Annotated in this window: 27 protein-coding genes and 1 other RNA gene; 19 read left to right on the top strand and 9 right to left on the bottom strand. The window is 55.8% G+C overall.

All coding sequences use genetic code 11. The features are described 5' to 3' along the window. Positions 1 to 15 precede the first annotated feature (15 nt). From K239x_RS12655 to K239x_RS12675, 5 genes are all read right to left on the bottom strand, one after another. Positions 16 to 86, bottom strand: an RNA gene (locus tag K239x_RS12655) — hammerhead ribozyme type II. 5 nt (positions 87 to 91) lie between these two features. Then, the gene (locus tag K239x_RS12660; protein ID WP_145418449.1) at positions 92 to 346 is read right to left on the bottom strand and encodes a hypothetical protein; all 255 of its coding nucleotides are present in this window, start codon (positions 344 to 346) and stop codon (positions 92 to 94) included. A gap of 159 nt (positions 347 to 505) precedes the next feature. Beyond that, positions 506 to 715, bottom strand: coding sequence for a hypothetical protein (locus tag K239x_RS12665; RefSeq protein ID WP_145418450.1), 210 nt, complete (start codon positions 713 to 715; stop codon positions 506 to 508). 87 nt (positions 716 to 802) lie between these two features. After that, a complete protein-coding gene (locus K239x_RS12670) occupies positions 803 to 1,081 on the bottom strand; it encodes a hypothetical protein (protein WP_145418451.1) in 279 nt (92 codons plus the stop codon). A gap of 303 nt (positions 1,082 to 1,384) precedes the next feature. After that, entirely contained in the window at positions 1,385 to 2,242 is an 858-nt protein-coding gene (locus tag K239x_RS12675) for an amidoligase family protein (protein WP_145418452.1), read from the bottom strand. 274 nt (positions 2,243 to 2,516) lie between these two features. On the opposite strand from K239x_RS12675, the gene K239x_RS12680 reads away from it, so the two are divergent. Both K239x_RS12680 and K239x_RS12685 read left to right on the top strand, forming a co-directional pair. After that, the gene (locus tag K239x_RS12680; RefSeq protein WP_145418453.1) at positions 2,517 to 2,723 is read left to right on the top strand and encodes a hypothetical protein; all 207 of its coding nucleotides are present in this window, start codon (positions 2,517 to 2,519) and stop codon (positions 2,721 to 2,723) included. Beyond that, positions 2,713 to 4,971, top strand: coding sequence for a terminase gpA endonuclease subunit (locus tag K239x_RS12685; protein WP_145418454.1), 2,259 nt, complete (start codon positions 2,713 to 2,715; stop codon positions 4,969 to 4,971). The genes K239x_RS12680 and K239x_RS12685 overlap by 11 nt, the downstream gene beginning before the upstream one ends. Here K239x_RS12685 and K239x_RS28535 read toward each other — a convergent pair. Continuing rightward, positions 4,968 to 5,141, bottom strand: a complete 174-nt coding sequence (locus K239x_RS28535) for a hypothetical protein (protein ID WP_419190136.1) — start codon at positions 5,139 to 5,141, stop codon at positions 4,968 to 4,970. The two genes, K239x_RS12685 and K239x_RS28535, sit on opposite strands and share 4 nt — an antisense overlap. Then, positions 5,077 to 6,489, bottom strand: a complete 1,413-nt coding sequence (locus K239x_RS12690; protein ID WP_145418455.1) for an IS4 family transposase — start codon at positions 6,487 to 6,489, stop codon at positions 5,077 to 5,079. Before K239x_RS12690 ends, K239x_RS28535 begins: the two co-directional genes overlap by 65 nt. Positions 6,490 to 7,214: 725 nt before the next feature. Here K239x_RS12690 and K239x_RS12695 point away from each other — a divergent pair. The 4 genes from K239x_RS12695 (at position 7,215) to K239x_RS12710 (ending at position 12,292) form a co-directional block, all read left to right on the top strand. Continuing rightward, positions 7,215 to 7,730, top strand: coding sequence for a hypothetical protein (locus K239x_RS12695; protein WP_145418456.1), 516 nt, complete (start codon positions 7,215 to 7,217; stop codon positions 7,728 to 7,730). Between the two features lie 284 nt (positions 7,731 to 8,014). Further along, positions 8,015 to 8,626 carry a hypothetical protein gene (locus K239x_RS12700; RefSeq protein WP_145418457.1) on the top strand — a complete coding sequence of 204 codons (612 nt, stop codon included), beginning with the start codon at positions 8,015 to 8,017 and terminating at the stop codon, positions 8,624 to 8,626. 385 nt (positions 8,627 to 9,011) lie between these two features. Further along, on the top strand, positions 9,012 to 11,321 hold the full coding sequence (locus K239x_RS12705; RefSeq protein ID WP_145418458.1) for an SMEK domain-containing protein: 2,310 nt from the start codon (positions 9,012 to 9,014) through the stop codon (positions 11,319 to 11,321). 611 nt (positions 11,322 to 11,932) lie between these two features. Continuing rightward, positions 11,933 to 12,292, top strand: a complete 360-nt coding sequence (locus K239x_RS12710) for a hypothetical protein (protein ID WP_145418459.1) — start codon at positions 11,933 to 11,935, stop codon at positions 12,290 to 12,292. Positions 12,293 to 12,328: 36 nt separating this feature from the next. Here the strand turns inward: K239x_RS12710 and K239x_RS12715 are convergent, their stop codons facing one another. Next, a complete protein-coding gene (locus K239x_RS12715) occupies positions 12,329 to 12,877 on the bottom strand; it encodes a hypothetical protein (RefSeq protein ID WP_145418460.1) in 549 nt (182 codons plus the stop codon). Between the two features lie 341 nt (positions 12,878 to 13,218). Then, entirely contained in the window at positions 13,219 to 13,518 is a 300-nt protein-coding gene (locus K239x_RS12720; protein WP_145418461.1) for an MTH1187 family thiamine-binding protein, read from the bottom strand. 207 nt (positions 13,519 to 13,725) lie between these two features. Between K239x_RS12720 and K239x_RS12725 the strand changes: the two genes are divergently transcribed. From K239x_RS12725 to K239x_RS12785, 13 genes are all read left to right on the top strand, one after another. Further along, on the top strand, positions 13,726 to 13,923 hold the full coding sequence (locus K239x_RS12725) for a hypothetical protein (protein WP_145418462.1): 198 nt from the start codon (positions 13,726 to 13,728) through the stop codon (positions 13,921 to 13,923). Between the two features lie 210 nt (positions 13,924 to 14,133). Next, on the top strand, positions 14,134 to 15,480 hold the full coding sequence (locus K239x_RS12730) for a phage portal protein (protein WP_419189994.1): 1,347 nt from the start codon (positions 14,134 to 14,136) through the stop codon (positions 15,478 to 15,480). Beyond that, complete coding sequence (locus K239x_RS12735; RefSeq protein WP_419189995.1) at positions 15,452 to 17,464, top strand: phage major capsid protein; 2,013 nt, start codon at positions 15,452 to 15,454, stop codon at positions 17,462 to 17,464. Before K239x_RS12730 ends, K239x_RS12735 begins: the two co-directional genes overlap by 29 nt. 48 nt (positions 17,465 to 17,512) lie before the next feature. Continuing rightward, positions 17,513 to 17,842 (top strand): DUF2190 family protein, encoded by a 330-nt coding sequence (locus K239x_RS12740; protein WP_145418465.1) that lies wholly within the window; start codon positions 17,513 to 17,515, stop codon positions 17,840 to 17,842. A 9-nt stretch (positions 17,843 to 17,851) separates the two neighbouring features. Continuing rightward, a complete protein-coding gene (locus tag K239x_RS12745) occupies positions 17,852 to 18,202 on the top strand; it encodes a DUF2190 family protein (RefSeq protein ID WP_145418466.1) in 351 nt (116 codons plus the stop codon). Positions 18,203 to 18,225: 23 nt separating this feature from the next. Further along, positions 18,226 to 18,831, top strand: a complete 606-nt coding sequence (locus tag K239x_RS12750) for a hypothetical protein (protein WP_145418467.1) — start codon at positions 18,226 to 18,228, stop codon at positions 18,829 to 18,831. Beyond that, on the top strand, positions 18,828 to 19,781 hold the full coding sequence (locus K239x_RS12755; RefSeq protein ID WP_145418468.1) for a hypothetical protein: 954 nt from the start codon (positions 18,828 to 18,830) through the stop codon (positions 19,779 to 19,781). Before K239x_RS12750 ends, K239x_RS12755 begins: the two co-directional genes overlap by 4 nt. 4 nt (positions 19,782 to 19,785) lie before the next feature. Further along, positions 19,786 to 20,070: a hypothetical protein gene (locus K239x_RS12760; protein ID WP_145418469.1), complete on the top strand. Its 285-nt coding sequence runs from the start codon at positions 19,786 to 19,788 to the stop codon at positions 20,068 to 20,070. Then, positions 20,067 to 20,447, top strand: a complete 381-nt coding sequence (locus tag K239x_RS12765; protein WP_145418470.1) for a hypothetical protein — start codon at positions 20,067 to 20,069, stop codon at positions 20,445 to 20,447. The genes K239x_RS12760 and K239x_RS12765 overlap by 4 nt, the downstream gene beginning before the upstream one ends. Beyond that, on the top strand, positions 20,444 to 20,887 hold the full coding sequence (locus K239x_RS12770) for a hypothetical protein (RefSeq protein ID WP_145418471.1): 444 nt from the start codon (positions 20,444 to 20,446) through the stop codon (positions 20,885 to 20,887). Before K239x_RS12765 ends, K239x_RS12770 begins: the two co-directional genes overlap by 4 nt. Then, complete coding sequence (locus K239x_RS12775) at positions 20,884 to 21,441, top strand: hypothetical protein (RefSeq protein WP_145418472.1); 558 nt, start codon at positions 20,884 to 20,886, stop codon at positions 21,439 to 21,441. The genes K239x_RS12770 and K239x_RS12775 overlap by 4 nt, the downstream gene beginning before the upstream one ends. Before the next feature lie 33 nt (positions 21,442 to 21,474). Further along, positions 21,475 to 21,888: a hypothetical protein gene (locus K239x_RS12780; protein WP_145418473.1), complete on the top strand. Its 414-nt coding sequence runs from the start codon at positions 21,475 to 21,477 to the stop codon at positions 21,886 to 21,888. 27 nt (positions 21,889 to 21,915) lie between these two features. Further along, positions 21,916 to 22,416, top strand: coding sequence for a hypothetical protein (locus K239x_RS12785; RefSeq protein ID WP_145418474.1), 501 nt, complete (start codon positions 21,916 to 21,918; stop codon positions 22,414 to 22,416). Positions 22,417 to 22,563 lie beyond the last annotated feature (147 nt).

Raw genomic sequence — 22,563 nt, forward strand, 5'->3', positions numbered from 1 at the left:
AAGGGAAAGGGTCGTGGTTGGCTGCCATCGTCAGGCGACGGGTACCACCCGCCGCTACGCCAAGCCTCCGTGCTGGCGTTTCGGCTTCGGTTTACAGGACCGCACCCAAAACGCTCTTGTCGAGCTTTCCCAACAGCTCGCAAAAAATGTAGTGCTCCTCGAGCAGCGGGCCGGCCGGCCCGCCGTGGTCGAGGTCGGCAATCTCAAGGGCGTTTACCAAGGGCCGAAGGTTTTCGGCGATGCGGTAATAGCTTTCGCGAATCTCTTGGGCGGTATGCGCGTCCATGTTTCGGAAGAGCGGGGCAAGGGCTTCGGCGCGGGCCTTTTGGGTTTCGTTCATGGCCATGGTTTGTTCTCCGGTGGAAAGATTGGTTACGTTTTGCCGTTGGGCGTTAAGACACATGAGCCATGGTTTTCAAAACACATCAAGCGAATCTGGGCGAGTTCTGAAAATGATCTCGGATGTTTTTCCAGAACTCGCATAACTCCCGAACGTGTGGCGAATTCAGGCTCGAAAGTTTTTCCCGAAATGTTCCTTCAATTCGCGGAGCTGTTCGCAAAGATGCTGCAAGGAACCGACGTGTTCCCAATTCAGCGGCGCGGTTTCGCTACCCGGTGCCGGCAAGTCTTCGACCGATTCGTGCAGGTCTTCCAGCAACGTGAGGGCTTGAATGTGCGCGGCGGTGTAGGCGTGTTCGAGTTTGGCGTTGGCCATGGTTGTGTCTCTCGGTTTGAAAAAGGAATGGAAGCGGGCTTCGAGCGAAGCCCGCGTTGGAAAGGCCCTGCTGACAAAGACCCGCGTCTAGCAATCGCGGCAGGTTTCCCAGGCTCGTTTGCTGCCGTAGCAAATCTGCCCGCCTTCGACGATGTAAACGATCGCGTCTTCCGCTACGTCTTGGTCGTCGAAGTACTCGCTGGGGTCTTCTTCGCTGGCTTCGTTCATCTCCGCGCCGCTGGTGATGCCGGCGATTCGGTTTTCAAAGGGCCAGTTCTCTTGGGTCATCAAACGCACTTCGGCGTCCGGTCCATGTTGCTCGCGGTACTCATTCAGCAGGTCGATCAGGGCGTCAATCGTCATCATTGGGTCTCCGTAGGTAGGAAGGGAAATTCGTCTTGCGTTGACACACATGAGCCATGGTTTTCGAGACACAGCAAGCGCATTCGCCCTGCATTTTGCAGTCATTTTGCATGTTTCTCGATCTCGCCGACGTGCCCCACAAAGGCCTCGTGTCGGCGTCCTCGAAACACTCGGCCCCTTAGGGTTACTTATGCGAACGACGCGACACGTGCGCCAGAAAACGCCAACGTTTTGAAGGAAACGAATGCGCAAAAGAAAAGCCGCGGTGTAGGCCGCGGCGTTGAAGGAAAGAAGTTGGCCGGCCCTTTAGACCGCTTGGTCGTACTTGCGAGCCATTTGCAAAAGCTTCTTCTTGACCGGTTTCCAGTCGCAGGTTTGTTCGCCGGCCGAAAGCTCGCCGTACCGTTTGGTGCGAAGGGCTCCTTTACGCCAGCCGATTGTCCAGCCAAGGCGGTAGTACAAGCGGTTGAGTTCCGTTTCGCCTTCGCCCGCGCCGTTGCGATCCCAGCAGCTCTTGGTGCCAGGCCGCTTGGTGTAGTCCCAGCCGCTGCAGCGTCGCGTGGTCAAAGCCAGTTCGGCCAAGCCCAATACCATTTGGATGTAGCCAAGCAGTTTGGTTTTGTTGAGCGTGCCGGCGAAGGCTCGAATCTCGATCCGGTTTCGGCCGCGAGCGAGGTGCGTCAGGTTCAAAAGGTGGTAGCGGTCTGCTTCGCAGTTTCGCTTGGCTGCGTCCTTGTTGCCGTAGGTCTTGATTTGCTTCGCCCAAGTATTTCGCTCGCGTCGTTTGGTTCCCGTCGAAGCGTAGATGGCTCGCTCGTGGTTTCCGATCAGGCTTATCAGCCGAGCCAAGGCAGCCGCGTCGCCGTTCCAGGTGATGGTGATGTGAAGGCCGCAGCTTTCGTTGACACGCGCCCCGCGTGCTTTGATCGCGTCGACCGCTCGCTCTACGTTTTGAAGTCCGTCGTAGCCGCGAAGGATAGGCGATACGAACTCGGCGTTCTTGCGTCCGACCGGCGTGCGAATGCTGCTGTCGCGTTCTGCTTTCCATCCTTCGGGCAGCCAAGCTACAGGCAAGCCATTGTGGTATCCGCCGATCGGCGTGGTGTCGTTTCCGGGCAGGTGAGTTTCGATTTCGATACCGAAGGCGATGTCGTTGGCGTGCATGGTTGTGTCTCCGAAAGGTGGCTAGGTAGTTGCGTTTCGCGTGGCGTTTTGCCGGCCGCGTGTGACACATGAGCCATGGGTTTCGGAACACATCAAGCGAAGTCTGCCCAACGTTTTGAATGATTTCGCATATTTTTTTGGACGCCAACACGCGGCCAGTATTGGCCCAACGTGGCGTCCAAAAACATGCGGCTAACCACGCCAAACATGCAAACATTCGCGACAGTCGCCAACGTGTGCGGCGTGTCGCGAAGCCCTCCAATCAAGAGCAGTCATGGAAGACAAACGCAAAGCAGTGACGATTAACTCGCTGCCGATCAAAGACGCCGCGACCGCGATCAGTAACGCCTACCAAACGCGAATCACGCCCGAGCAAATCGAGACCGACGTTGCCGCCGGCGCACCAACCAACGCCGACGGAACGCTCAACGTGGTCGCCTACGTCGCGTGGTTACTCCTGGAGACACGACGTGCAACTTGACCCAGCGAAACTTCGACCGAGCGAGTGTTGCCGGCTACTCAACAGCACGCCGCTCGGCGAAGTCATCAACGAACGCCAACTCCACCGCTACCGAACGCGTGCTGGTCATCGCATCGGTGACGGCAAGAGCGTTCACTTGCTGAAGTTCGCCGGCCTGCTGATCGAAGACCGCCACCGACCGAAATCCGACGACACCGATGCCTACGAAAAGCACAAGGACTACTCCCGCGAACGAAACGCAGCGAAGTCACTCGCCGGCCGCAACATCGGCGATCTTCCACCGGTCGCCGACGATGAACGCAAAGCAAAAGCCGCCGATAGCTTCCGATACTTTTGCGAAGCCTACTTTTCGCTGACGTTCCATCTGTCGTGGTCGCCGGATCACATCGCGGTCATCAATAAGATCGAAGAAGCCGTCGTTCGAGGCGGTTTGTTCTCGCTTGCAATGGCCCGAGGTAGCGGCAAGAGTTCGCTCGCCGAAGTCGCCTGCATTTGGGCAGTGCTCAACGGCTATCGCGATTTCGTTTGCTTGATCGGAAGCGACGAAGGTCACGCCTGCGACATGCTCGATTCCATCAAGACCGAATTAGACGGCAACGACCTACTCTTGGCCGACTACCCCGAGGTCTGCTTTCCCATCCAAGCCCTCGACGGCATCGCCAACCGAGCCAACGGACAACTGCACCAAGGAAAACGTACGCAAATTGGTTGGACCGCGAAAGAAGTAGTCCTGCCCAGTATCGAAGGCAGCAAAGCCAGCGGCGCGATCATCAAAGTCGCCGGCCTAACAGGCCGAATCCGCGGCATGAAGTTCAAACGCCCCGATGGTAAAACCGTCCGGCCATCGTTGGTCGTGCTCGACGACCCGCAAACCGACGAGTCCGCTCGTTCGCTATCGCAGTGTGCCAACCGCGAAGCCATCCTCGCCGGAGCGGTGCTCGGGCTCGCCGGCCCAGGCAAAAAAATCTCCGGCATCATGCCCTGCACGGTCATTCGTCCCGGCGACATGGCCGACAACATCCTCGACCGCGACAAAAATCCTGAATGGAACGGCTCGCGAACGCGAATGGTCAACTCGTTCCCCACCAACGAAACCTTGTGGGAACGCTACGCCGAGATTCGAGCCGAGGGCTTGCGAGCCGGCGATGGCGGAGCGGCCGGTACCGAGTTCTATCGCAAGAACAAGTCAGCGATGGACGAAGGTGCCGACGTCGCGTGGAAAGAGCGTTTCAATCACGACGAACTATCCGCGGTCCAGCACGCGATGAACCTCAAGCTTCAAGACGAAGCAGCCTTTTTCGCAGAGTACCAAAACGAACCGTTGCCGGCCGAAACCGTCGATGCCGACCAACTCACCGCGGAGCAAGTCGCGGAGAAGTTCAACGGAATGAATCGGTGCTGCATCCCAATCGCCGCCAACCACCTCACCGCATTCATCGACGTCCAAGGAAAGTTACTTTTCTACGTCGTCGCAGCCTGGGAAGACGATTTCACTGGCTACATCGTCGACTACGGTTCATTTCCCGACCAAAAGCGTCCGTACTTCACGCTCCGCGATGCGCGTCACACACTCGCGACCGAAGGCACCGGCCTCGAGGGTTCGCTCTACGCCGGCATGGAAAAGCTAACCACCGACTTGCTCGGTCGAGAATGGCAACGCGACGACGGCGCAGCCATGAAGATCGAACGCTGCCTCATCGACGCCAACTGGGGCCACTCCACTAACGTCGTCTACCAATTCTGCCGACAAAGCCCCCACGCTTCGATCCTACTGCCGTCCCACGGTCGCTTCGTCGGCGCGTCATCCAGCCCCTTCAGCGAATACAAACGCCGGCCAGGCGATCGCGTCGGCCTCAACTGGCGAATTCCATCGGTCCACGGCAAACGAGCCATCCGCCACGTCATCTACGACACAAACTGGTGGAAGTCCTTCACCCACGCACGTCTCGCCGTCGCCATGGGCGACCGAGGCTGCTTATCAGTCTTCGGCGACCGCGCCGAGCAACACCGAATGTTCGCCGAGCAAATCACCGCCGAGTACTTCATCAAAACCGAAGGCCGAGGCCGAACCGTCGACGAATGGAAAGCCCGCCCCGAACAACCCGACAACCACTGGCTCGACTGCCTGGTGGGCTGCGCTGTCGGTGCGTCAATGCAAGGGACTCTGCTTTTCGGAACGGATCTACCCGCATCGCCGAAACGTGAACGAGTGAGCTTTAGGGATCTTCAGCGACGGAAGAAGGTCTAGATAAGGAGAGCAAACATGTACTCCGGTCGATGAAACGTCGATGAAACCGGAGCGTAAGGAACAAAGGAAATCGTCGCTCCGGTGTCGGCCACGAATGGCACGTAGTTATTTCCTAAGTCCTTTGAGGATTTGACGTTTCGCTTCATGCCGATGCACGTGCAAAAAATCATGATGCTTTCGAGAGGGTTGCTTTATCTTCCTCGGTTCAATGCGGTTTGGCCTGTCTCCGACTCGGTGCACTGCAACCGACTCGATCAATTGGTCATATATCTGCTGCCGAAAGTCGGACGAGCAACAATTTGCAAGAATTGGTTGGAACGCCTTCAGTGTCTGTAGTGTGGTTTTGAAACTGATCGTGCGTGGTTCCACGTCGTAGTCATCAGCTGCTCTTGCCATGATCGTGTGAATCAAGTTGTACGCGAGCACGTGAGTCCAGATTTCCTTGCGAACAAGCTCTGGTGTCTTGCAACGCAGGCGATCCATCTGCAGCGTCTGTTTAAGTGATCGGATATCTAACTCCACATTCCAGCGTTCTCGGTATAACGAAGCGAGTTCTTCTTTCGGGTATTCAATTGGATCAAAGAGTGTTGTAGCAACAACAAGAACTTTGTCGCGAAACCCTGGTCGGGCAATTCGTATCCGACAAACTCGAACCCGCAAGCTATCTGGCAGGTCCTTGCGATAGGCGCTGTCAGCCTTTGAGCGAGCATACCGCTTTGGCCAACTCACGATTTGATCGTCTTTACCGAGGCGTTGACCGCGACGAAAATCGAGCTTGCGAGTAGAAGCGTGTCTCACGACAAAATCAACACCTCGGCACTGAAGTGCTGTCAGCTCAACCCATGAACACATCAACCGATCCGCAACCATTACATCGCCGGGTCGAAACGCATCAAGTAAGCGTCGAAGCAATCCGAGTTCGCTTTGTCCTTTGCCCGAGTACGCGCCAATTGCCATGTCGACGATGGCTCCGCACGAAAGCGAAACGAGGACACAAACTCTTGCCATCGGGTGGCCTAATCCTGGACGCTGATAGGAGGGTTGAGGATATTCGGATTGGTTTGCAGGAGTGTCAGGCATCGTTACCGTCGAGCCATCGTAGAGATAAACCCGACGACCATGCCATAACCAATCAGCCTTGGCAGCATCATCCAGAGCACGCCCTGCTCGGCGCGCAACATCCGAAAAGAACTTCTCAGGTAGGCGTTTTCGTGCCTGGCAGTAGGCTGAAGTCTCTGAAGAACATGAGTTCTGACCGCGCGAAACCCTGTGAGCAATTAGCCGTGCAACGGCCGACGCACACGACTGGTCGGTACAGAGAATCTGTCCAAGAAACACCCACAGAGTTGTGAGTGGCGTGTAGATCCGGTCTTTCCAACAGACGCCATTCTGCGTCAGTGCATCGGAAATAGACTGTTCCGAAAGAACGTCGGTGAATGGCAGGCCGCCGTCCTGTAAAAACTGCCGACGCAAGAATCTGATCTGTTCGCGGAACCGACGATTGTTCAAACTGCTCATCACAGAGGCCTCCTTGCCGAAGATGAAGTTGTGGTAAACCCATCTACGCAAGTGAGGCCTTTCTTGTATATGTCGTTTCAACAAAACGAGTTAGGGATATCTACGTGCCATTCGTGTCGGCCACCGGAGCACGCAAGCGGTGCGTCGCAAAAACCGCTTCGGTCTCCAACCCTCGTGGAGTTCACGGATCCAATTGGAAGCCGAAATATGTCCAACCTCGCTCACTTTGAAGATTCGCCAATCTGCATCGGACGATGAAGCCGACGTAGGTTACGCTCCACTGGCTGCTTCGGCCCAACCAACGCAACGTTACTCCAAGCCAGTATATCCTTCGCCTTCTTTACCTCGCTATTTGTGGTCGTAGGACGAAGTCCTGCTGTACGCATCATTTCAAACAGGTCACATAGCCATGACTTCACCAAGGCAACCGTGTCTTGCTGATGGACTTTTCTACGGAAGCGGTCATCGATGACCGTGCCATCGGGGATGAAAAGATTGTGCTGTTGTTCGGCTACTTGATGAACCAACTGAGTCAAAGTTTTTGACTCGACGGTCGCAGGTGCAACGACCGGTTCAGCGCTGATAGCATCGATGGCATTCTTGAGTGAAAGTGCCGTGACCCTTTCACCCTCGGTGAACACTGCCGACCGATCTTTATAGACCCGGTTGGTTGCCTTCGATTTTTGTTCCGTGTGGGATCTGGACGCCGTGTAAGGCTACGATTTTTGCAATCGCTGGTTGGTGGTCTTTCATTGGTTAATTTCATTGCGTATTGCAATGACTCCAAGGCGATTTGGCCGTCATGGTTGAGCAAGCAAGCTCGTTTTCCGTTCCGGTCTAAAAATGGAACCTGCCCCGATGGGCTGGTGGTGATTTCGCCATCGACGGCAATAGAATGGCGATTGACTAAATCAATCACTCTTGTTTCTGGATTCATGGGTATGTCTGTTATGACCTTGAAGGATGAGATTGACGAGCGGCTAGCCGCCATACGGTATGCGCATGAAAAAGCCAAGACGCTGACAAAGGAACTTGGCGAGACTGTTCGATGGCGGGAGTGCTTGCCGCTATCGTTCGTCAAGACAGTCGTTGTCGTTAATTCAAATGGTGACGAAGTTCCCCGAAGTCAAAGCAGCAACGGGGATTCGATCGCCGATATTAAAAAGCAGATGGAGCGACGTGCTAAAATCATCACCGCAGCCAAAAAGATTGCAGACGAATGTGATTTGAACATAGATTGACGTGACCTATTGCCAGTCGGTTTTTTGCCACACAAAGAGATAACCATTTACGAAGCCGTGCAATTTGGTGACGATGGCCAGATAAGGCAGGCCCATCACATGGAGTCAACCAAAAAGTCTTGACTGAAGGTGCAATGAATGCCGGAGGTTTCATTCACGGGGTTGTGTTCATAAGTCGCTATGATTTTAGTTAGTCGTCGGTGCGCCGACCGTTAGACCCCGACGCGGTACTGCCCCATCGTGTCGGGGGCGTTTTTGTTCGATGGGCTGCGCAGGGATTATCAATGGGACTTTTCGATCTATTTCGCGCAAAGGCAAGAGTGACTAAGAAGGTGCCAACGAAGTCGAAAACGGTGCCGTTGCAGCCAAGAGATAGGCCCACCAAGAAGCAACTGGACTACGCAAAGCTCTGCGGCGTCGCCGTTCGTCCGGGGATGAATCGTTCAGCGGTTTCTAGTGCAATTGATGCTGCGTTCAAGGCTGATCCCAAACTTGGGTTTAAGGCTGCCGCCCGAAAGAAACGAGACGACACGAAGCACGCAGGACAATACGCCGAACGAGATAAGCTGCTTAAAAAGTGGAATCAGTTCGCGGACGGTCCCGAATATATGCTTGCCATTTACGAGAAGGGCAAGAATGTTGTTGTCGATGTACTTCGAGTAAACGAAGCAGACGAGAGCGGGAAGACAGGTGTTTCGCTTTTCTGTGAAGCACCCAAGTTGCGAAAAGACAAGCATTTGGGGGAACACTTAGAATTTGAACGAGTGGTCAAATTGAACGTGAAAAAGTTGCTGTATCACGAACCACTTCCTCGTTTTCAAGATGACCACGACACCGAGATAGATCGTTACCAAAAAGCGGTGAAGCGGGGGCTGGGAATTGCTAAAAAACTATAGCTCAGTCAACCAGTACAACGCTCACGCATGGAATACAGAAGGGCACGACGTGAAAAGTCGACGGCCGGTGAAGGGTTGGCTGAATCGATGGCCTTTGGTCTAGATCAAATCCATCGCCAGAAAATCAATGATCGTGCATTCATCGATTGCCGACGCGAGCGCGGCGGTTGAGCTCGTCGATTGACAGGGGCTCCGAAGTCGGCCGCCGGTGCATCGAAGCCGATCGCAAAACTTTGAGCAATGGGGTGCCGCAAAAAAGTACCGGTGCCTTTGTCTTCGCCTGACTACGTCGGTTCGAGTGATGCCATAGAGTGACAGCGAAAGTCGGCTTATAGTGACGCAGCCGGAATTTCAACTTCGTCAGATACGAGATATATCTTCGTCCATGAAATCACTCGAACTACTCGCTGAAATTGTAGAAGCGATTGAAATCCTTGGGCGGAAGATTGAGACGCTCAACTCTCTCAACCTCACCGATCTAAGCGTGAGATCAGAGGAGTTCTTTCGCGAAATCTTAAATCGAGTTCTCGACCTTGACCTCAAGAACATTAATATCGAACAGCCAAGCGCGGCGGCGATCGACCTCGGCGACGTTGAAGCTAAATTGGCGATCCAAGTCACGGCAAATGGTACCGCGAAGAAGGTAAGAGACACCGTCTCGAAGTTCGTTGAGCGGGGTCTCGCGTCACAGTATGACCGTTTGGTGATTCTACAGATCGCAAAGGAGGGTGGACGCAATATTGACGACATTTGCGATCCCCATGACCTGAAATTTGATCCAAAGTCAGACATTTGGGGAAAGAAAGAATTAGCGAGGCAAATTAGTGCCCTGCCAACTGAGGCCCTGCAGTCTCTGCACGACTATATGAAGCTGGAATTACCCTCGCTTTTCGGTGCGGTTACTTCGACCGATGCATCGCCTGAACTGCGAGTCGATGCCAGCTACGCAGGAGGCAAGAATGGTACCTCAGCGTCGCTAACGATATTCAATAGCGGGTCACACACGCGATACTTGTCTTCGTGGTTCGTTGAATGGAGTGACAAGAGTGCGGTCTTTTCGATTAAGTGCGAATCAGGTTCGCTTCCGTATCGGCTGCAAGAACAGGACCGCTATACAATTGTCATAAATCTTGACCGTCCGCGCCTTGAGGGCATTAGCGAGGTGGGGATTTTGGACGGCGACAATAATAGTTTCAAAGCGCCGCCCGGTCAGATCGCGATATTGAAACAAGAAGCAGAGCGACGAGCAACTCTCTATCCGCAACCGGATTCCGACAATGCCCCTGACTTCAGTGAGTGCGAAATGGAGGTTGCGGCGCGGGTCGAATTCGGTGATGACGGAAAGCAGTTATTGGTCTTTACGGTGACGAACATGTCAGACATTGCCGTTCCGATTGTCGGCGCAAACCTTGAATGGCAATACGATCCACCCCGAAGTAGGAGAGCAGAAAATGATGCGACCACCAAGATTCGCGAAGTTCAAGAGCTTGGTGGCAGCGTAAATCTTGACTGCCGAAGTGACCTAACTTCACCAGTGGCGCCTGGCGGTGTCATCCAGTTTTATTTGCACGATTCGATGGAGCGTTTACTGCTAGAGACGCTACTTGGCGACGTCCCGGATCAGAATGTCTCATTCGTGTTCGGGGCGAAATCGGGGACGGGATGGAAAGCGACTGAAGAGGGAATTCCTGAAGCCGTTCGCGAACACGCCGAATACATCCGTGATGGAGGACAAATCTCTGGCCGCATAAAAAGGCAGCCTCAAGAATGGATAGTAGACACGTTCGCGCAGGAGATTACCTCAGCGGATCTTGCTGACGGAACCAACGTCATTGAGGGTACTGACTACGCTTACTCGGGCACGCGCACTACGACTTGGTACGTTCCTCGCGAATCCGAAACAATGCGAAACTGGGAGTCTCGATGGAAAAAGATGCGTGAACACTTTGACCGTATGGCCTTTGTCACACGCCCGATTGAATGCACGATGTTACAACAGCGCATTCCTGGTTACCACCTTAATCCGCTACCAGAACTGATGAAGTTCAGCGCCGACTTCATCGGAACGGGCAGCGGACTGAGTCGTGAACCCGCGCAATTAGTTACACCCGATGGGATTCCGATCTTTAGCGAGTTCCCAATTCGGGATGCGGTTGGAACACCCATTACCAATTCCGTGGGCGAAGGATTCGGTTGGCGATTTGGTGTTTCTCGTCAATACTTCAAGAAAGGAGGACCCAACTGGGCCGGTGAGGACCGCAAGTACCCAGGGCCTTCGGTCGAAGAACTCGCTTCCGAATGCGCGAGCCTGTTGTACGGCCTACCGCCCGAACTCGCTGCGTCAGTTTGGCGCAACTGGCCCCAAGGTTTTGATCGCCGGAGCAATTCTTCTGAGTACTTTTGGTATGACGCGGTCTTTGAGTTGGCATGGCAAGGACAGCCTGGTGACCGGCTTTACGCCGATCGTTATGCGCCAGTCGAGAATGGGTCGATTGAACTTGTCGGCGATGGACTATTACCGCGCGTGCCGAACCTGGAATTCCTAAGCGTCCGGGTTGCGCACGAGTACGGTCACCCCGTACAAATTACATCGAAGCTGACAAACATAGTACTGGCTTCGATCGCGGCAATCGATAGGTTGCTCGATCGCGGAGCCGCCATGGTGGAGAAATATGAAAAAGAGAAAGAGGCTTGATCAAGTAATCGCGGCAAAGCTCCATGGCGTGGTGGATTCCTCAGCGAGTTTCAGTTCGTCGTTGGCCAACATCGTATCGCTGCTACGGTCGATGAAACTGGAGCAGGCGTGTGCTTATTGCTCCAGATGATTCGTCCTGAGTAATAAGGGTGCACTTCAGTGTGTCGGACTGAAGCGGGGAACGAACTCTCATTGCCTCAAGCTCCGGTGCCAATAGTGCTGACCTCAACTCATGATCCCCGTCCGTTGGCTCGCTACGCCTCTTGCTGATTGGTCGCACGATCTCCATCTGGCGATAGGAAAGAAAGCCGCCGCAAACGTTGCGTCGCCAACTGACGATAGCGGCAGACGCCAACACAGCTGCGTTGCAATTGAGGTTGTGCAGTCGCCACCGTTCCTGGAACCGCGTGTCGGGCTGATGTGGGTATGAATCATTCTGGTCCACACGAAATGCGAATTCCTGAGAAAGTTTCGTCGGCTGTAATGCGGCCCCTCGGGATTTAAGACCGTGACGCCCAAAAAGTTCCTTATTGATGACGCCACGTCCCCTTGTCTACGCGCCTTTGTCGGCAAAACTTTAGAGGTTAGGCCAATTCCCCTAGGAGTTTCGTATGCCTCATTCACCGCCGCCGAATCCGCCGACTGTCCGCAACGCGTCGGCAAACAACCTCCACTACGCCCGCCAGCTTTTCGGCAACCGTCGAGCGCGAATCAACGGCCGCCGGCCTGCGAACGGTCACCGCTGTTCAGCGTGCAACCGAAGACCGCCGAGCAACGAGTTGTGCGAGATCGTCATCGACCCGGCGAAGAATCTGACCGCGATGGTCGGGATCGGCCGCTGCCATTATGCGTATCTTCGGTCGGGCCTCGAACAGCTTCTGCACGCCGAACTGGCCGGCACTCATCCCCACAAGCGGCAGCGGATCCGCCGGCTGAGAAGAATGATCCGTGAACTGCCGAGGAATCTGTAACAGCCGGTGCACCATCACGGACGAACGCCGCCCCCCCTACCGCCTCTCCGGCCAGATCGCCATGGCCTGAGCGATGTCGTCAGTATATGCGCGCATGGCACTGTCCATGTCTTCCTTGCTCGGGGGATCAACTCGCTTGATCACCTTGAATTCGGGGAGGAGAAATTCGAGGTACTTCCACCGCGCCTTCTTCTGCCGCCAGTACTCCTCGCAGAACTCGGCGAGAGCTGGCCGGTTGGACAGATGGTGCATCCCCCGCTTGACAATCGCCATGACGGTTGGGGTAGCGGACGGGCACTCGAGCTCGTAATAGAAAATTTCGGGGACCGCTTCCTTCCGCTCGCGGAACGGCCCCTCGGTTTGCGGGACTATGAAAGCGCCACACTGAGCGATGGACTCGCATGCGTAGTAGGCGGTCATCCGCGACTGCTCGTTGGGAAGACGGTGCCATTCGAGACAAGCTTCCATCTCCGCCCAAGGAATGTTGTCCTTGATCCGGTCGATGTGCCCACTTGAAAGCCTGGACCGCTTCGGGCGGATCTCGCCGTCTGGCAGCTTATAGATGCTCGCGGTGTAAAGCGACACGTCAACTCTCCTGGTTCTGAAATGCAGTCTGCGTGCGTACTGTGTTCACCAGCCACGGCACTCCCGCCGCGAACCGATTCTGCTCCAACGTCGACACGTGCATGGTTCGTCCCCCGTGAACCGGAAGGTTCAATCTAACGGGCGATGACCATTCGGATCATTCTACTCCAGCCAGCTTCGGTCACATCGACCGAGATGTCAGCCGAGCGTGCTCAGGAAGGCGTGTCCTCAGCGAGAAGTTGACCCACGAACTATTGTGTTTGCCTGCACCGGCGGCCGACTTCGGTGCCACCACTTTCGCTCCACCGGTCGACGAAATCGAAGCTAGTTTGCGAGGCGTCCTACATTTGCGTCTCGGCAACGCTATCAATCTTGTCCTGCATCGACTGCTCGCGATCCGTGCGAGTTCCGACTTTGATGCTGGTGGTGATTCGCGGCGCGCCCATCGCGTGAACACGTTCGTGGCAACGCTTGACTGCTGCAAACACCTCGTCCCAATCACCTTCGATATTCGTCCCGTATGCATGGACTTGGTGATTCAGTCCCGCTTCCTGCAAGACTTTTTGACACTCAACGACGTACTTGCCCACGGAGACACCAACGCCCATCGGCACGACGCACAAATCTATGATCACGTTCATCTCAAGAGTTTCCCTCACGTTTCGGTCAAGTTTGGTTCGCCTTGCCAAAGCCTAATCTTTTGCGAGGAAAAAAGCAGCGGCGTGGCCTGGCGGTAATTCAAAACTGAAAAGAAACAACCCCGTCTTTGATTTTCTGGTTCACGTGCAGGTCGCTTCGCCTAAGTAACCCTGAGAGAGACAATTGTTTCACCTCATTGTTACGACGAAATGCCAGACGACCTCAAACACGAGATTCGCGAGAACGCTGTCGGCCCTGCAAAGGCGTCTGGGGATGCCGGATCGGTGGAACAGCACAAGCTGACCGATCAGATCGCTGCGGACAAGCATCTCGCTGGCAAGGACGCGGTTCGGAAGCCGAATCGCGGGCTGCGGTTTAACAAGATCGTGCCGCCTTCGGCTGGCTAATCTTTCTTTCGTTTTGCAATCGCGCATAGGTCTGCCGGGGACGGCAATAGGAAACCAACACGGATGTTGAAGATGTTGTCAGGGATTATCGAGCAAGCATGGCGCGGCGGAGCTTCCCACTCCTCATCCTCGCCGGGACGCTCACCCCGGCAGCCCTTCTTTTCGCGACTTCGTGCGAAGTACGACGCCGCGAATACGACGCTCGACAACATGAAACATTGGTCACATGCCGATGGTTTGTCGTCCGCCGCCGCGAATAGCCCGGATGTGCGGCGTACGCTTCGCAATCGTTCGCGATACGAGGTCGCCAACAACAGCTACGCTCGCGGGATCACGTTGACGCTGGCGAATGACGTGGTTGGCACCGGGCCGCGTTTGCAAATGCTGACGCCAGATGATGCCGCGAATCGTTTCGTTGAAGCGGAATTCTTTGCTTGGGCGGAAGCGGTCGGCTTGGCGGAAAAGCTCCGGACGATGCGGCTGGCTCGCGTTTCGGACGGTGAATCGTTTGGTTTACTGACCAGCAACGAACGAGTTGACTCCACCGTGAAGCTCGACGTGCGATTGATCGAGGCGGACCAAGTTGCCTCGCCGACGCTGGTTGCGGACCGCTCTCGATACATCGACGGCATTCAGTTTGATGCCGACGGAAACCCGCTCAGCTACGACGTCCTGCGTGAGCATCCTGGTGATGTGAACTTCACGATCGACGAAGAATTCGACACGGTACCGGCCGCCGCGGTGTTGCACTACTTTCGCTGCGATCGACCAGGTCAGATTCGCGGCATTCCCGACATCACTCCGGCACTGCCTTTATTCGCACAACTGCGTCGATTCACATTGGCGGTGCTTGCCGCCGCCGAAACTGCCGCCGAGTTCGCTGGCATCCTATACACCGACGCCCCGGCAAATGGTGAAGCCGACTCCGCCGAACCATTCGAGCCGATCGAACTTGAGAAGCGAATGCTGCTCACGATGCCAGGCGGCTGGAAGATGGCTCAAATGAAATCGGAGCAGCCTTCGACAACGTATGCCGAGTTCAAGAAGGAAATCCTTAACGAGATCGCCCGTTGTTTGAACATGCCGTTCAATGTCGCTGCTGGGAATTCCTCGGGCTACAACTACGCCAGTGGGCGTCTCGATCACCAAACCTACTTCAAGTCGATCCGCGTTGAGCAGACACAAATTGCTCGCGTCGTATTAGATCGCGTTCTGACCGCTTGGCTTCGCGAAGCCATTCTCATCGAGGGCTATCTGCCCAACTCGCTTCGCACGCTCAACTCAACCTTCGAGCACCAATGGTTCTGGGACGGACACGAACACGTCGATCCCGCCAAAGAAGCCAATGCCCAGAAAATCCGTCTCGCCAATCATACGAGCACTCTGGCCATCGAATTTGCGCGGCAGGGGCGTGATTGGGAGACGGAACTCAAACAGCGTGCCAAAGAACTGTCGCTGATGCGTGAGCTTGGTCTGTCGGCCAGCGATGAATCGGAAACTCAACCCTCAACCAAGGTCACGGAAGACAATGCCGAAGACAATGCCCGCGCCGCTTGAAGCGGAAGCCGAATCCGTCCCAAGTTCACTCCGCATCGTATGCGATGATGCGGCGTCGATCACGCTTGCCGCGGCCGAAACGCCAGAAGAGGGCAAGCCGGCACTTCGTAAGTTCTCGATGACGGCGTACACCGGCGGCGCGATGCGACTTGGTGGCTGGCCGTATCCTGTTGTTGTTGATCTGGCCGGCCTGCGGGTGACTCGTAAGTCGCGGCCAATTCTGAAGGATCACGATCGCGGCAACATTGTCGGTCACACCGATGACATCGCGATCACCGACAAGTCGCTCGAAGTCGCCGGCGTAATCTCAGGCGTTGGTGCGACGGCTCAAGAAGTGATTGCGACCAGCGAAAACGGGTTCCCGTGGCAAGCCTCGCTCGGGGCGAGTGCCGACAAGGTTGTCTTCATTCCTGAAGGAAAAACCGCGAACGCCAATAGTCGCGAGTTCAAAGGGCCGGTCTACGTCGCTCGCAAGTCAACGCTGGGCGAGGTTTCATTTGTCGCCTTGGGTGCCGACGACGATACCGAGGCCCGCGTCGCCGCTGGCAACTACGCGGACGTCGATGAACCAGGCGACACGGACGAAGAAACCGACGACCTCGAACCCGTCAATGCAAGTTTGAACATGAGCACGAAGCCAAAGACGCAGTCCAAGCCTGCGGATTCACCTGTTGCCGAAATGCGAGCCGAGGCCGCCCGCGAGTCTCGTCGCATCGCCGGTATTCGCAATGTCTGTGCGGGCAATCACGCCGATATTGAAGCCGACGCGATCGAGCAAGGCTGGTCCACCACCAAAACGGAACTCGCCGTGTTGAGAAGCGAACGCCCCAAGGCTCCCGATCAGACGCAAAACTCACCGCGATACAGCCGCGAAGTCCTCGAAGCCGCCGCGTGTCTCTCGGTGGGCATCGAAGAAAAGACACTGCTGGCCAGCTATGGCGAAAAGACGCTCAACGCCGCCGACCCACTACGCCACATCGGCTTGCGAGAGCTTGTTGCCGAATGTGCACGGATGGAAGGTATCGACGTTCCACGCGTGTTCGGTGACGGAACGGCGACCATTCGTGCTGGTTTCAGTTCCATGAGCCTGCCCAGCATCATGGAGAACGTCATGAACAAGACGTTGCTGGCGGCCTACACCAACACGCCGATCGCCGCGTTTGACCTCTGCAGCGTAGGCACTGTCACTGACTTCAAGGAGGTGGCTCGCTATCGCCTACTTGGCACTGGCGGCTTTGAGCAAGTCGCACCCGATGGCGAACTGAAACACGGCAAACTGTCCGAGCAAAAGTACAGCAACAAGGCCGACACCTACGGTCAAATCCTCACGCTGACCCGACACGACATCATCAACGATGACCTCTCGGCGTTCATGGACATCCCTCGTCAAATGGGACGATCGGGTGCCGAGTCGATCGACGACTTGTTCTTCACTCTACTACTAAAGAACGCCGGCTTCTTCTCGTCTGCCAACGCGAACTTGCTGCAGGGTGCGGACACCAAGTTTGGCCCCGATGCACTGACCGTCGCCAAGACCACCTTCCGAAAACAGAAGGCTGGTCCCGGTGGCAAACCCAAGGACCAAAAGCCGATTAATATTCGGCCCGAGTACTTGGTCGTTCCAGTGGAGTTGGAAACCGAAGCGGAACTGCTGATGGGTTCGTCGCAGTTGATGATCGATGCCCAGGGATCGCCCACTAAGATCCCGGTCGATAACCCGCACCGCAACAAATACCGAATTATTTCGACGCCGCACCTTTCGGACAGCTACTACCCCGGTGCCAGTGCAGCCGCGTGGTATCTCTTCGCCAATCCGCGGGTGTTGCCTGCGTTCGAGATCGTGTTCCTGAACGGCCGCCGCACGCCAATCATCGAGCGAGTCGAAATGCCTCCCAACACGCTCGGCATGGGCTTCCGGTCGTACATCGACTTCGGTGTGAACAGCCAAGACCACCGAGCTGCCGTGAAAGTCGCTGGCGAGTGATCGCCCGCTGACGTGGACCTTCTTCTTTCACCGTAAACACAAAGACCCATGCAAGCTCAATTCATTCACGACGGTAAACAGGTCGACTTCACGCCCGACGTCGACGTTCCCGTTGGCTCAATCGTCATTCAAGGTGATTTAGTAGGCATCACCAAACGTGATCTGAAAGCCGATGTACTTGGCTCGATCGTAGTTGAAGGCGTGTTCGACATGCCCAAAGACCCGGCTGACGCGGAAACCTACGCTGCCGGACAAAAGATTTACGCAACCACCGAGGGCATCATCACCGAAGTACCCGATGGATCGGTGTTGCTTGGCAAAGTCGTTGCTGACGCCGCGCCGACCGACAACTTCGTTCGCGTTCGCCTGAGCCAGTGATGACCACCTGTGAGCAACCCCATCATTGCATCCGTGGGGGCTGTCTACGTCCACGAGGGCGTGACGGTCCCAATCGTTACCAACGTTGAGATTCCCGCCGGCAACGTCGTCGTCCTTGAAAAGCTGGTTGGCATCGCGAAGTTCGGCATCTGTGCCAGCTCTCGCGGCAGCATCACCGTTGCCGGCGTATTCGATGTGGTCAAAGACCCGACAACCAACATTCCGGCCGGCACCATTCTTTACTGGTCCAAGATCAGTCACCACGTCATCAAGAACGCTTACGCACACTCGATGATCGGCATCGCGGTTGAAGACGCGCCACCAAGTTCGCTCACCGTCAAAGTCAAATTGATTCAGTAACCATCCCATTACGAGGTCCTCGCATGGAAGCGAAACTGCGCACGCTTGTCGTCGCATGCTTGCTGCTGATTTGTACGGGCTGTTTGCCGGAGGGCGATGTTCAAGTCCGCTCGCTGCCGGCACCTCCGCCCGAACAACCGATCGCCAATCTTCCCACTCAGTTGCATCAACGAAATTGGACTGGACGGCTGAATCAAGGCAGTTGTGTGCATGCATCGCTTGTCAATCACTTGCGCTGGCTCAATGAGCATGAACTCGGCGAACGCTGGCGGGCAACTTACAGCGATGGCGAGTGGGACTCGCGATTGCGGAGCCGTCTCGATGCGGCGGACATCGACTACAGCTACACCATCAAAGCCGATCCGCGATTCCTGGATTGGGCTACAGCGACGCGGCGCGGAGCGATCCTGTGGTGGAAGCCGGCACACTGCTGCACATTCGTTGGTTGGGTCAATCGCGATGGCCGGCAATACGCAGCGATTCTCGACAACAACTATCCCGGCCGGTTTGAACTCACCCCACGCGAACAATTCGTTCGCCTCTGGGCTGGCTATGGCGGATTCGCGCTGACGGTTCTCGACGACCCTGCCAGTTCCTTGCCCTATCGAAGTTATGAGGTAATTCAGTGAACGATGGAATTCGGATTCGATTGAGCGCGGGACTGATTGTCGTCGCGATCATTCACGCGATACTGCTTGGTGCGGTGTTCACGGCGATTCGTCCGTGCCCAACCGAACGTGTCGACGAAGACAACTGGAGCATTCCAGACGCTCGACCTGCTTCTCCAGCGATCGGAAGAATTGAGAAACTGGACGAGCCGCAATCGGTCAACCTGCAAGCTCAAGGCGAAATCAAACAGCAATCAGTGACAATCTGTCCGCCGTGCGGTCCGACCACGATTCACTCACCGGTCGTGGTCCGGCAACCTTCGCTGCCGGTCGTCGCGCCACAACCACAGCCATCGCCGAAGAAGTATCAGATCGCATTGTTCATCGGTAGCGATGCAAAAAGCAAGCAATTGCTCGACTGGTTCAATCACGACGCGCGGCTCTACAAGTTGCGCACGGCTTGTGATTTCCAAGTCTACACGGCAAGCAACGCACTCTATAAGACGCGTTACGCGACCATCGTCCCGGTCGATCAGTTTCCGGTCGTGCTGTTCCAGGATAGCACCGGTGGACACGTCCACGCGGCTGGACGATCTATGCTGCCGGCAACTCCTGCAGAGCTGTTCGACGATCTACGACAAGGTCATCAGCTCTATCAACAAACACGGCAAGCCCAGAAGACCGGCGCACTGAAAACGCGGGGCTACTCGTGGGATGACGCGATCTCGCCGAGACTGCAACTCAACTCGGAGGACTGCCCCGACGGTTACTGTCCGGTGGAACCGAGCGACCGTTGGCGACCTACCGATCGTGACCGTGACGGGGATCGTGTCCGCGACTTGTTGTTCGACCGGACTCGCGACAGTCGCAACGCTCTACTTTGGGCATCGGCAGGCGAACTGGCAACGATCGCACTGATCGTGCTTGCCGTGATCTTACTCGGATTCATTCTCATCAAGCGAGGAATGTGAACAGATGTTTTTGGGAATCGCAACTGTCGTTGTACTTGTTTTGATCGCCGTTGCTCTGCTTCCATCGAAGAAGCGAGATCGCGACACGAATCAATCCAGCAGCGTCATCAATCCGTTCCAAACGCAGGAGCGGCAGGTCAATCTTCGCGAGCAGCAATTGCAGGAGGAATCCGAAGCGATCGCTAGCGAATACCAACGCCGATCCAACGAGGCATGGCTGGATGACCTCAGTGACAAGGCTTCGACGTTATTGAAAGCACCAGCCAAACCGGCGACACGTAAGTCATGACCGACATGCTGCATCGTGGTCAGTCTTGGTTGGCCGAAAAGCTGACTATGCACGCGTCGCGAGAGGTCGTTTATCAGCGAGATGAAGTCTCCGCTGAGCTATCGGCCACGATCGGAAAGTCGGAGTACGAACAGGACGACGGCGAGGGCATCATCACCCGCGCGCAAGTCCGCGACTTTTTGATCAACACGAAAGATTTGCTGCAATCGGCGATCGGCACTTGGCCACGCCGTGGCGATCGTATTCTCGAAACCGACGGCGAAACGACATTCGTCTACGAGCTGATGTCGATCGGCAACGAACCGCCTTGGCGATACAGCGATCCTTTCCGCGTCAAACTCCGAATCCACACCAAACTGGTCGACACGATCACATGACAGCAACGCCTGCCACCGTCATTCAAATTGCCGAAAGCGTTGTCGCAGAAATCAACGCAGGCGACTTCAGCAAGACGAGTCTTTCCGCGCAGCGACTCTATGTTCCCAACTTCGATCTCGAGGACATGAAGGAACTGCGAGTCACCGTCGTGCCACGCGAGGTCGAATACTTGCCTCTCGATCGAGCATCAAACAAGTTCCACGCCACCATCGACATCGCAGTCCAGAAGAAATTCAGCAAGGGCGATGCCAAAGAGATCGACCCGCTCGTGCTCTTCGTCGAGGAACTGGCCGACTACTTTCGGCTCAAACGACTCAACTCGTTTGTTGCGGCGCGGTGCGTCAAGGTCGAGAACGCTGTGTTGTATTCGACAGAGCATTGGACACAGTTCAATCAATTCACGAGTCTACTGACGCTGACATTTGAGCTAGCCAAGTGATTCGTATTCGGACGCGAGTCCGTTTTGACTCCGGCCAAGTCAAGAAGAAGGTCAACACGGCCAACTTCCGTTCACTTGGCCAGGCGGCCGGAGCGATCCGGTTGACCGCCAAACGATCCATCCGCAAACGCAAGAAATCCTCCAGCCCCGGATCGCCGCCGCACACGCAAACGGGAATGCTTCGCCGCGTCCTCCGCTATGAAGTGGACCGCGTACGCGAGCAAGCCTTCATCGGCCCAGTTAACGAGATCGCCGGTCGACTATGGAACCTCCACGAGTTCGGCGGCATTGTTACCAAGCGGCGCAAACTCAAACGCCATCGGTTTCGTGTCGGCCAACACGGGCCAATCCGAGCTAAGCAACCCGGCAAGTTCGCTCGCGTGCTTTTGCTAACCGCCGCCCAGGCCCATCGAGCCACGCGATTGATTGAAGAAGAAAACGAACGCCGCGGAGCAACGAAGCCGAGACGGTATCCCAAACGCCCATTCATGAAACCGGCCCTCGCCGCCAACCAAGCACGCCTGCCGAAGTTTTGGCGTGATTCCGTGAAATAGCACGTCAAGTAAGTCCAAGGATGGAAACCGCCCATGTCCGCTGAAGTAAAACTCGGTCTCGATGCCGTCCTAACCATAGACGGAGCTGAGATCAAGAACGTCAAAGACTTGACGGTCAATCTTGAAAAGGCCGAGGCCGATGCATCCACCCGCGACAACAACGGATGGCGGGCCACAGTGGGCACGCTCAAAGACGCGTCGATCGAGTTCACGGTTCTGAACAAGAACGGCGACACGTCGTTCGGCATGTTGCAGGGCCTATGGAGCAGCGGCACTCCTACCGACGTCGGTATCAGCGACGCCGGCGGTTCGCTGACGCTTACGTGCGAAGTCATGAACTTCAACGTCAATCAAAACCTTGAAGAAGTCGTGTCCGCTGATGTGACGCTCAAGCCCACTCAATCCTCATCCGGCAGTGGAATGAACGTCGGTGGCGGCACTCCATAATCTCCACTTGGAACGAAATCTCAGCATATGCAAAAGTTCATTGATCGTCGTGGACGAGTGTGGATCGTCGACATCGACAACACCACCCTTCGCCGCGTCAAAGCTCTCACTGACGTTCGCTTGCTTGACGCTGTCGAAGGCGACTTGGTCACGCGATTGTCGAGCGACCCGCTATTGCTCGGCGATGTGTTGTTTGCGATTTGCAAACCACAAGCCGATCAGCAAGACGTCGATGACGACTCGTTCGCCGAAGGACTTGCCGGCGATTCCATTGACGAAGCCTGCAAAGCACTCGTCGATGCATTGGTTGCCTACTTCCCGGAGTCCCGCCGCCGTCTTCTGAGGAAGGCGGCCGACAAACAGAAGCAGATCGAGACGCGGGGATTGGAAGCGATCGAGAAACGGCTGGACGACCCGAATCTGGTGGACCGGATTGTCGAGGACCTGGAACGCAAGCTCGCGGTGCCGACATTGAACGACTCATCATCCGACTCGCCGGCATCATCGGCGTCGACCCCGGACCACTGACGCTCCGGCAACTCGTCCAGATGGCCGAAGCGAAACGCCAGCACGATTGGCATATCGCATCGAGCGTCATGGCACTAACGGCCGAGATCAATCGCGACCGCAAACGCCGACGAAAACCGTTCAAGCCGGATGACTTCAATCCCTACA

This window comes from Stieleria marina (assembly GCA_007741555.1).
Lineage (GTDB): Bacteria > Planctomycetota > Planctomycetia > Pirellulales > Pirellulaceae > K23-9.

Bases quoted from the DNA above. Each gene is read 5' to 3' on its own strand.
- K239x_RS12735 (WP_419189995.1), top strand. From the start codon at position 15,452: ATGCCGAAGACAATGCCCGCGCCGCTTGAAGCGGAAGCCGAATCCGTC.
- K239x_RS12770 (WP_145418471.1), top strand. From the start codon at position 20,444: ATGACAGCAACGCCTGCCACCGTCATTCAAATTGCCGAAAGCGTTGTC.
- K239x_RS12785 (WP_145418474.1), top strand. From the start codon at position 21,916: ATGCAAAAGTTCATTGATCGTCGTGGACGAGTGTGGATCGTCGACATC.
- K239x_RS12750 (WP_145418467.1), top strand. From the start codon at position 18,226: ATGGAAGCGAAACTGCGCACGCTTGTCGTCGCATGCTTGCTGCTGATT.
- K239x_RS12660 (WP_145418449.1), bottom strand. From the start codon at position 346: ATGGCCATGAACGAAACCCAAAAGGCCCGCGCCGAAGCCCTTGCCCCG.
- K239x_RS12765 (WP_145418470.1), top strand. From the start codon at position 20,067: ATGACCGACATGCTGCATCGTGGTCAGTCTTGGTTGGCCGAAAAGCTG.
- K239x_RS12725 (WP_145418462.1), top strand. From the start codon at position 13,726: ATGCCAGACGACCTCAAACACGAGATTCGCGAGAACGCTGTCGGCCCT.
- K239x_RS28535 (WP_419190136.1), bottom strand. From the start codon at position 5,141: ATGATTTTTTGCACGTGCATCGGCATGAAGCGAAACGTCAAATCCTCA.
- K239x_RS12780 (WP_145418473.1), top strand. From the start codon at position 21,475: ATGTCCGCTGAAGTAAAACTCGGTCTCGATGCCGTCCTAACCATAGAC.
- K239x_RS12720 (WP_145418461.1), bottom strand. From the start codon at position 13,518: ATGAACGTGATCATAGATTTGTGCGTCGTGCCGATGGGCGTTGGTGTC.
- K239x_RS12670 (WP_145418451.1), bottom strand. From the start codon at position 1,081: ATGATGACGATTGACGCCCTGATCGACCTGCTGAATGAGTACCGCGAG.
- K239x_RS12705 (WP_145418458.1), top strand. From the start codon at position 9,012: ATGAAATCACTCGAACTACTCGCTGAAATTGTAGAAGCGATTGAAATC.
- K239x_RS12680 (WP_145418453.1), top strand. From the start codon at position 2,517: ATGGAAGACAAACGCAAAGCAGTGACGATTAACTCGCTGCCGATCAAA.
- K239x_RS12760 (WP_145418469.1), top strand. From the start codon at position 19,786: ATGTTTTTGGGAATCGCAACTGTCGTTGTACTTGTTTTGATCGCCGTT.
- K239x_RS12675 (WP_145418452.1), bottom strand. From the start codon at position 2,242: ATGCACGCCAACGACATCGCCTTCGGTATCGAAATCGAAACTCACCTG.
- K239x_RS12700 (WP_145418457.1), top strand. From the start codon at position 8,015: ATGGGACTTTTCGATCTATTTCGCGCAAAGGCAAGAGTGACTAAGAAG.
- K239x_RS12730 (WP_419189994.1), top strand. From the start codon at position 14,134: ATGAAACATTGGTCACATGCCGATGGTTTGTCGTCCGCCGCCGCGAAT.
- K239x_RS12710 (WP_145418459.1), top strand. From the start codon at position 11,933: ATGCCTCATTCACCGCCGCCGAATCCGCCGACTGTCCGCAACGCGTCG.
- K239x_RS12740 (WP_145418465.1), top strand. From the start codon at position 17,513: ATGCAAGCTCAATTCATTCACGACGGTAAACAGGTCGACTTCACGCCC.
- K239x_RS12665 (WP_145418450.1), bottom strand. From the start codon at position 715: ATGGCCAACGCCAAACTCGAACACGCCTACACCGCCGCGCACATTCAA.
- K239x_RS12690 (WP_145418455.1), bottom strand. From the start codon at position 6,489: ATGAGCAGTTTGAACAATCGTCGGTTCCGCGAACAGATCAGATTCTTG.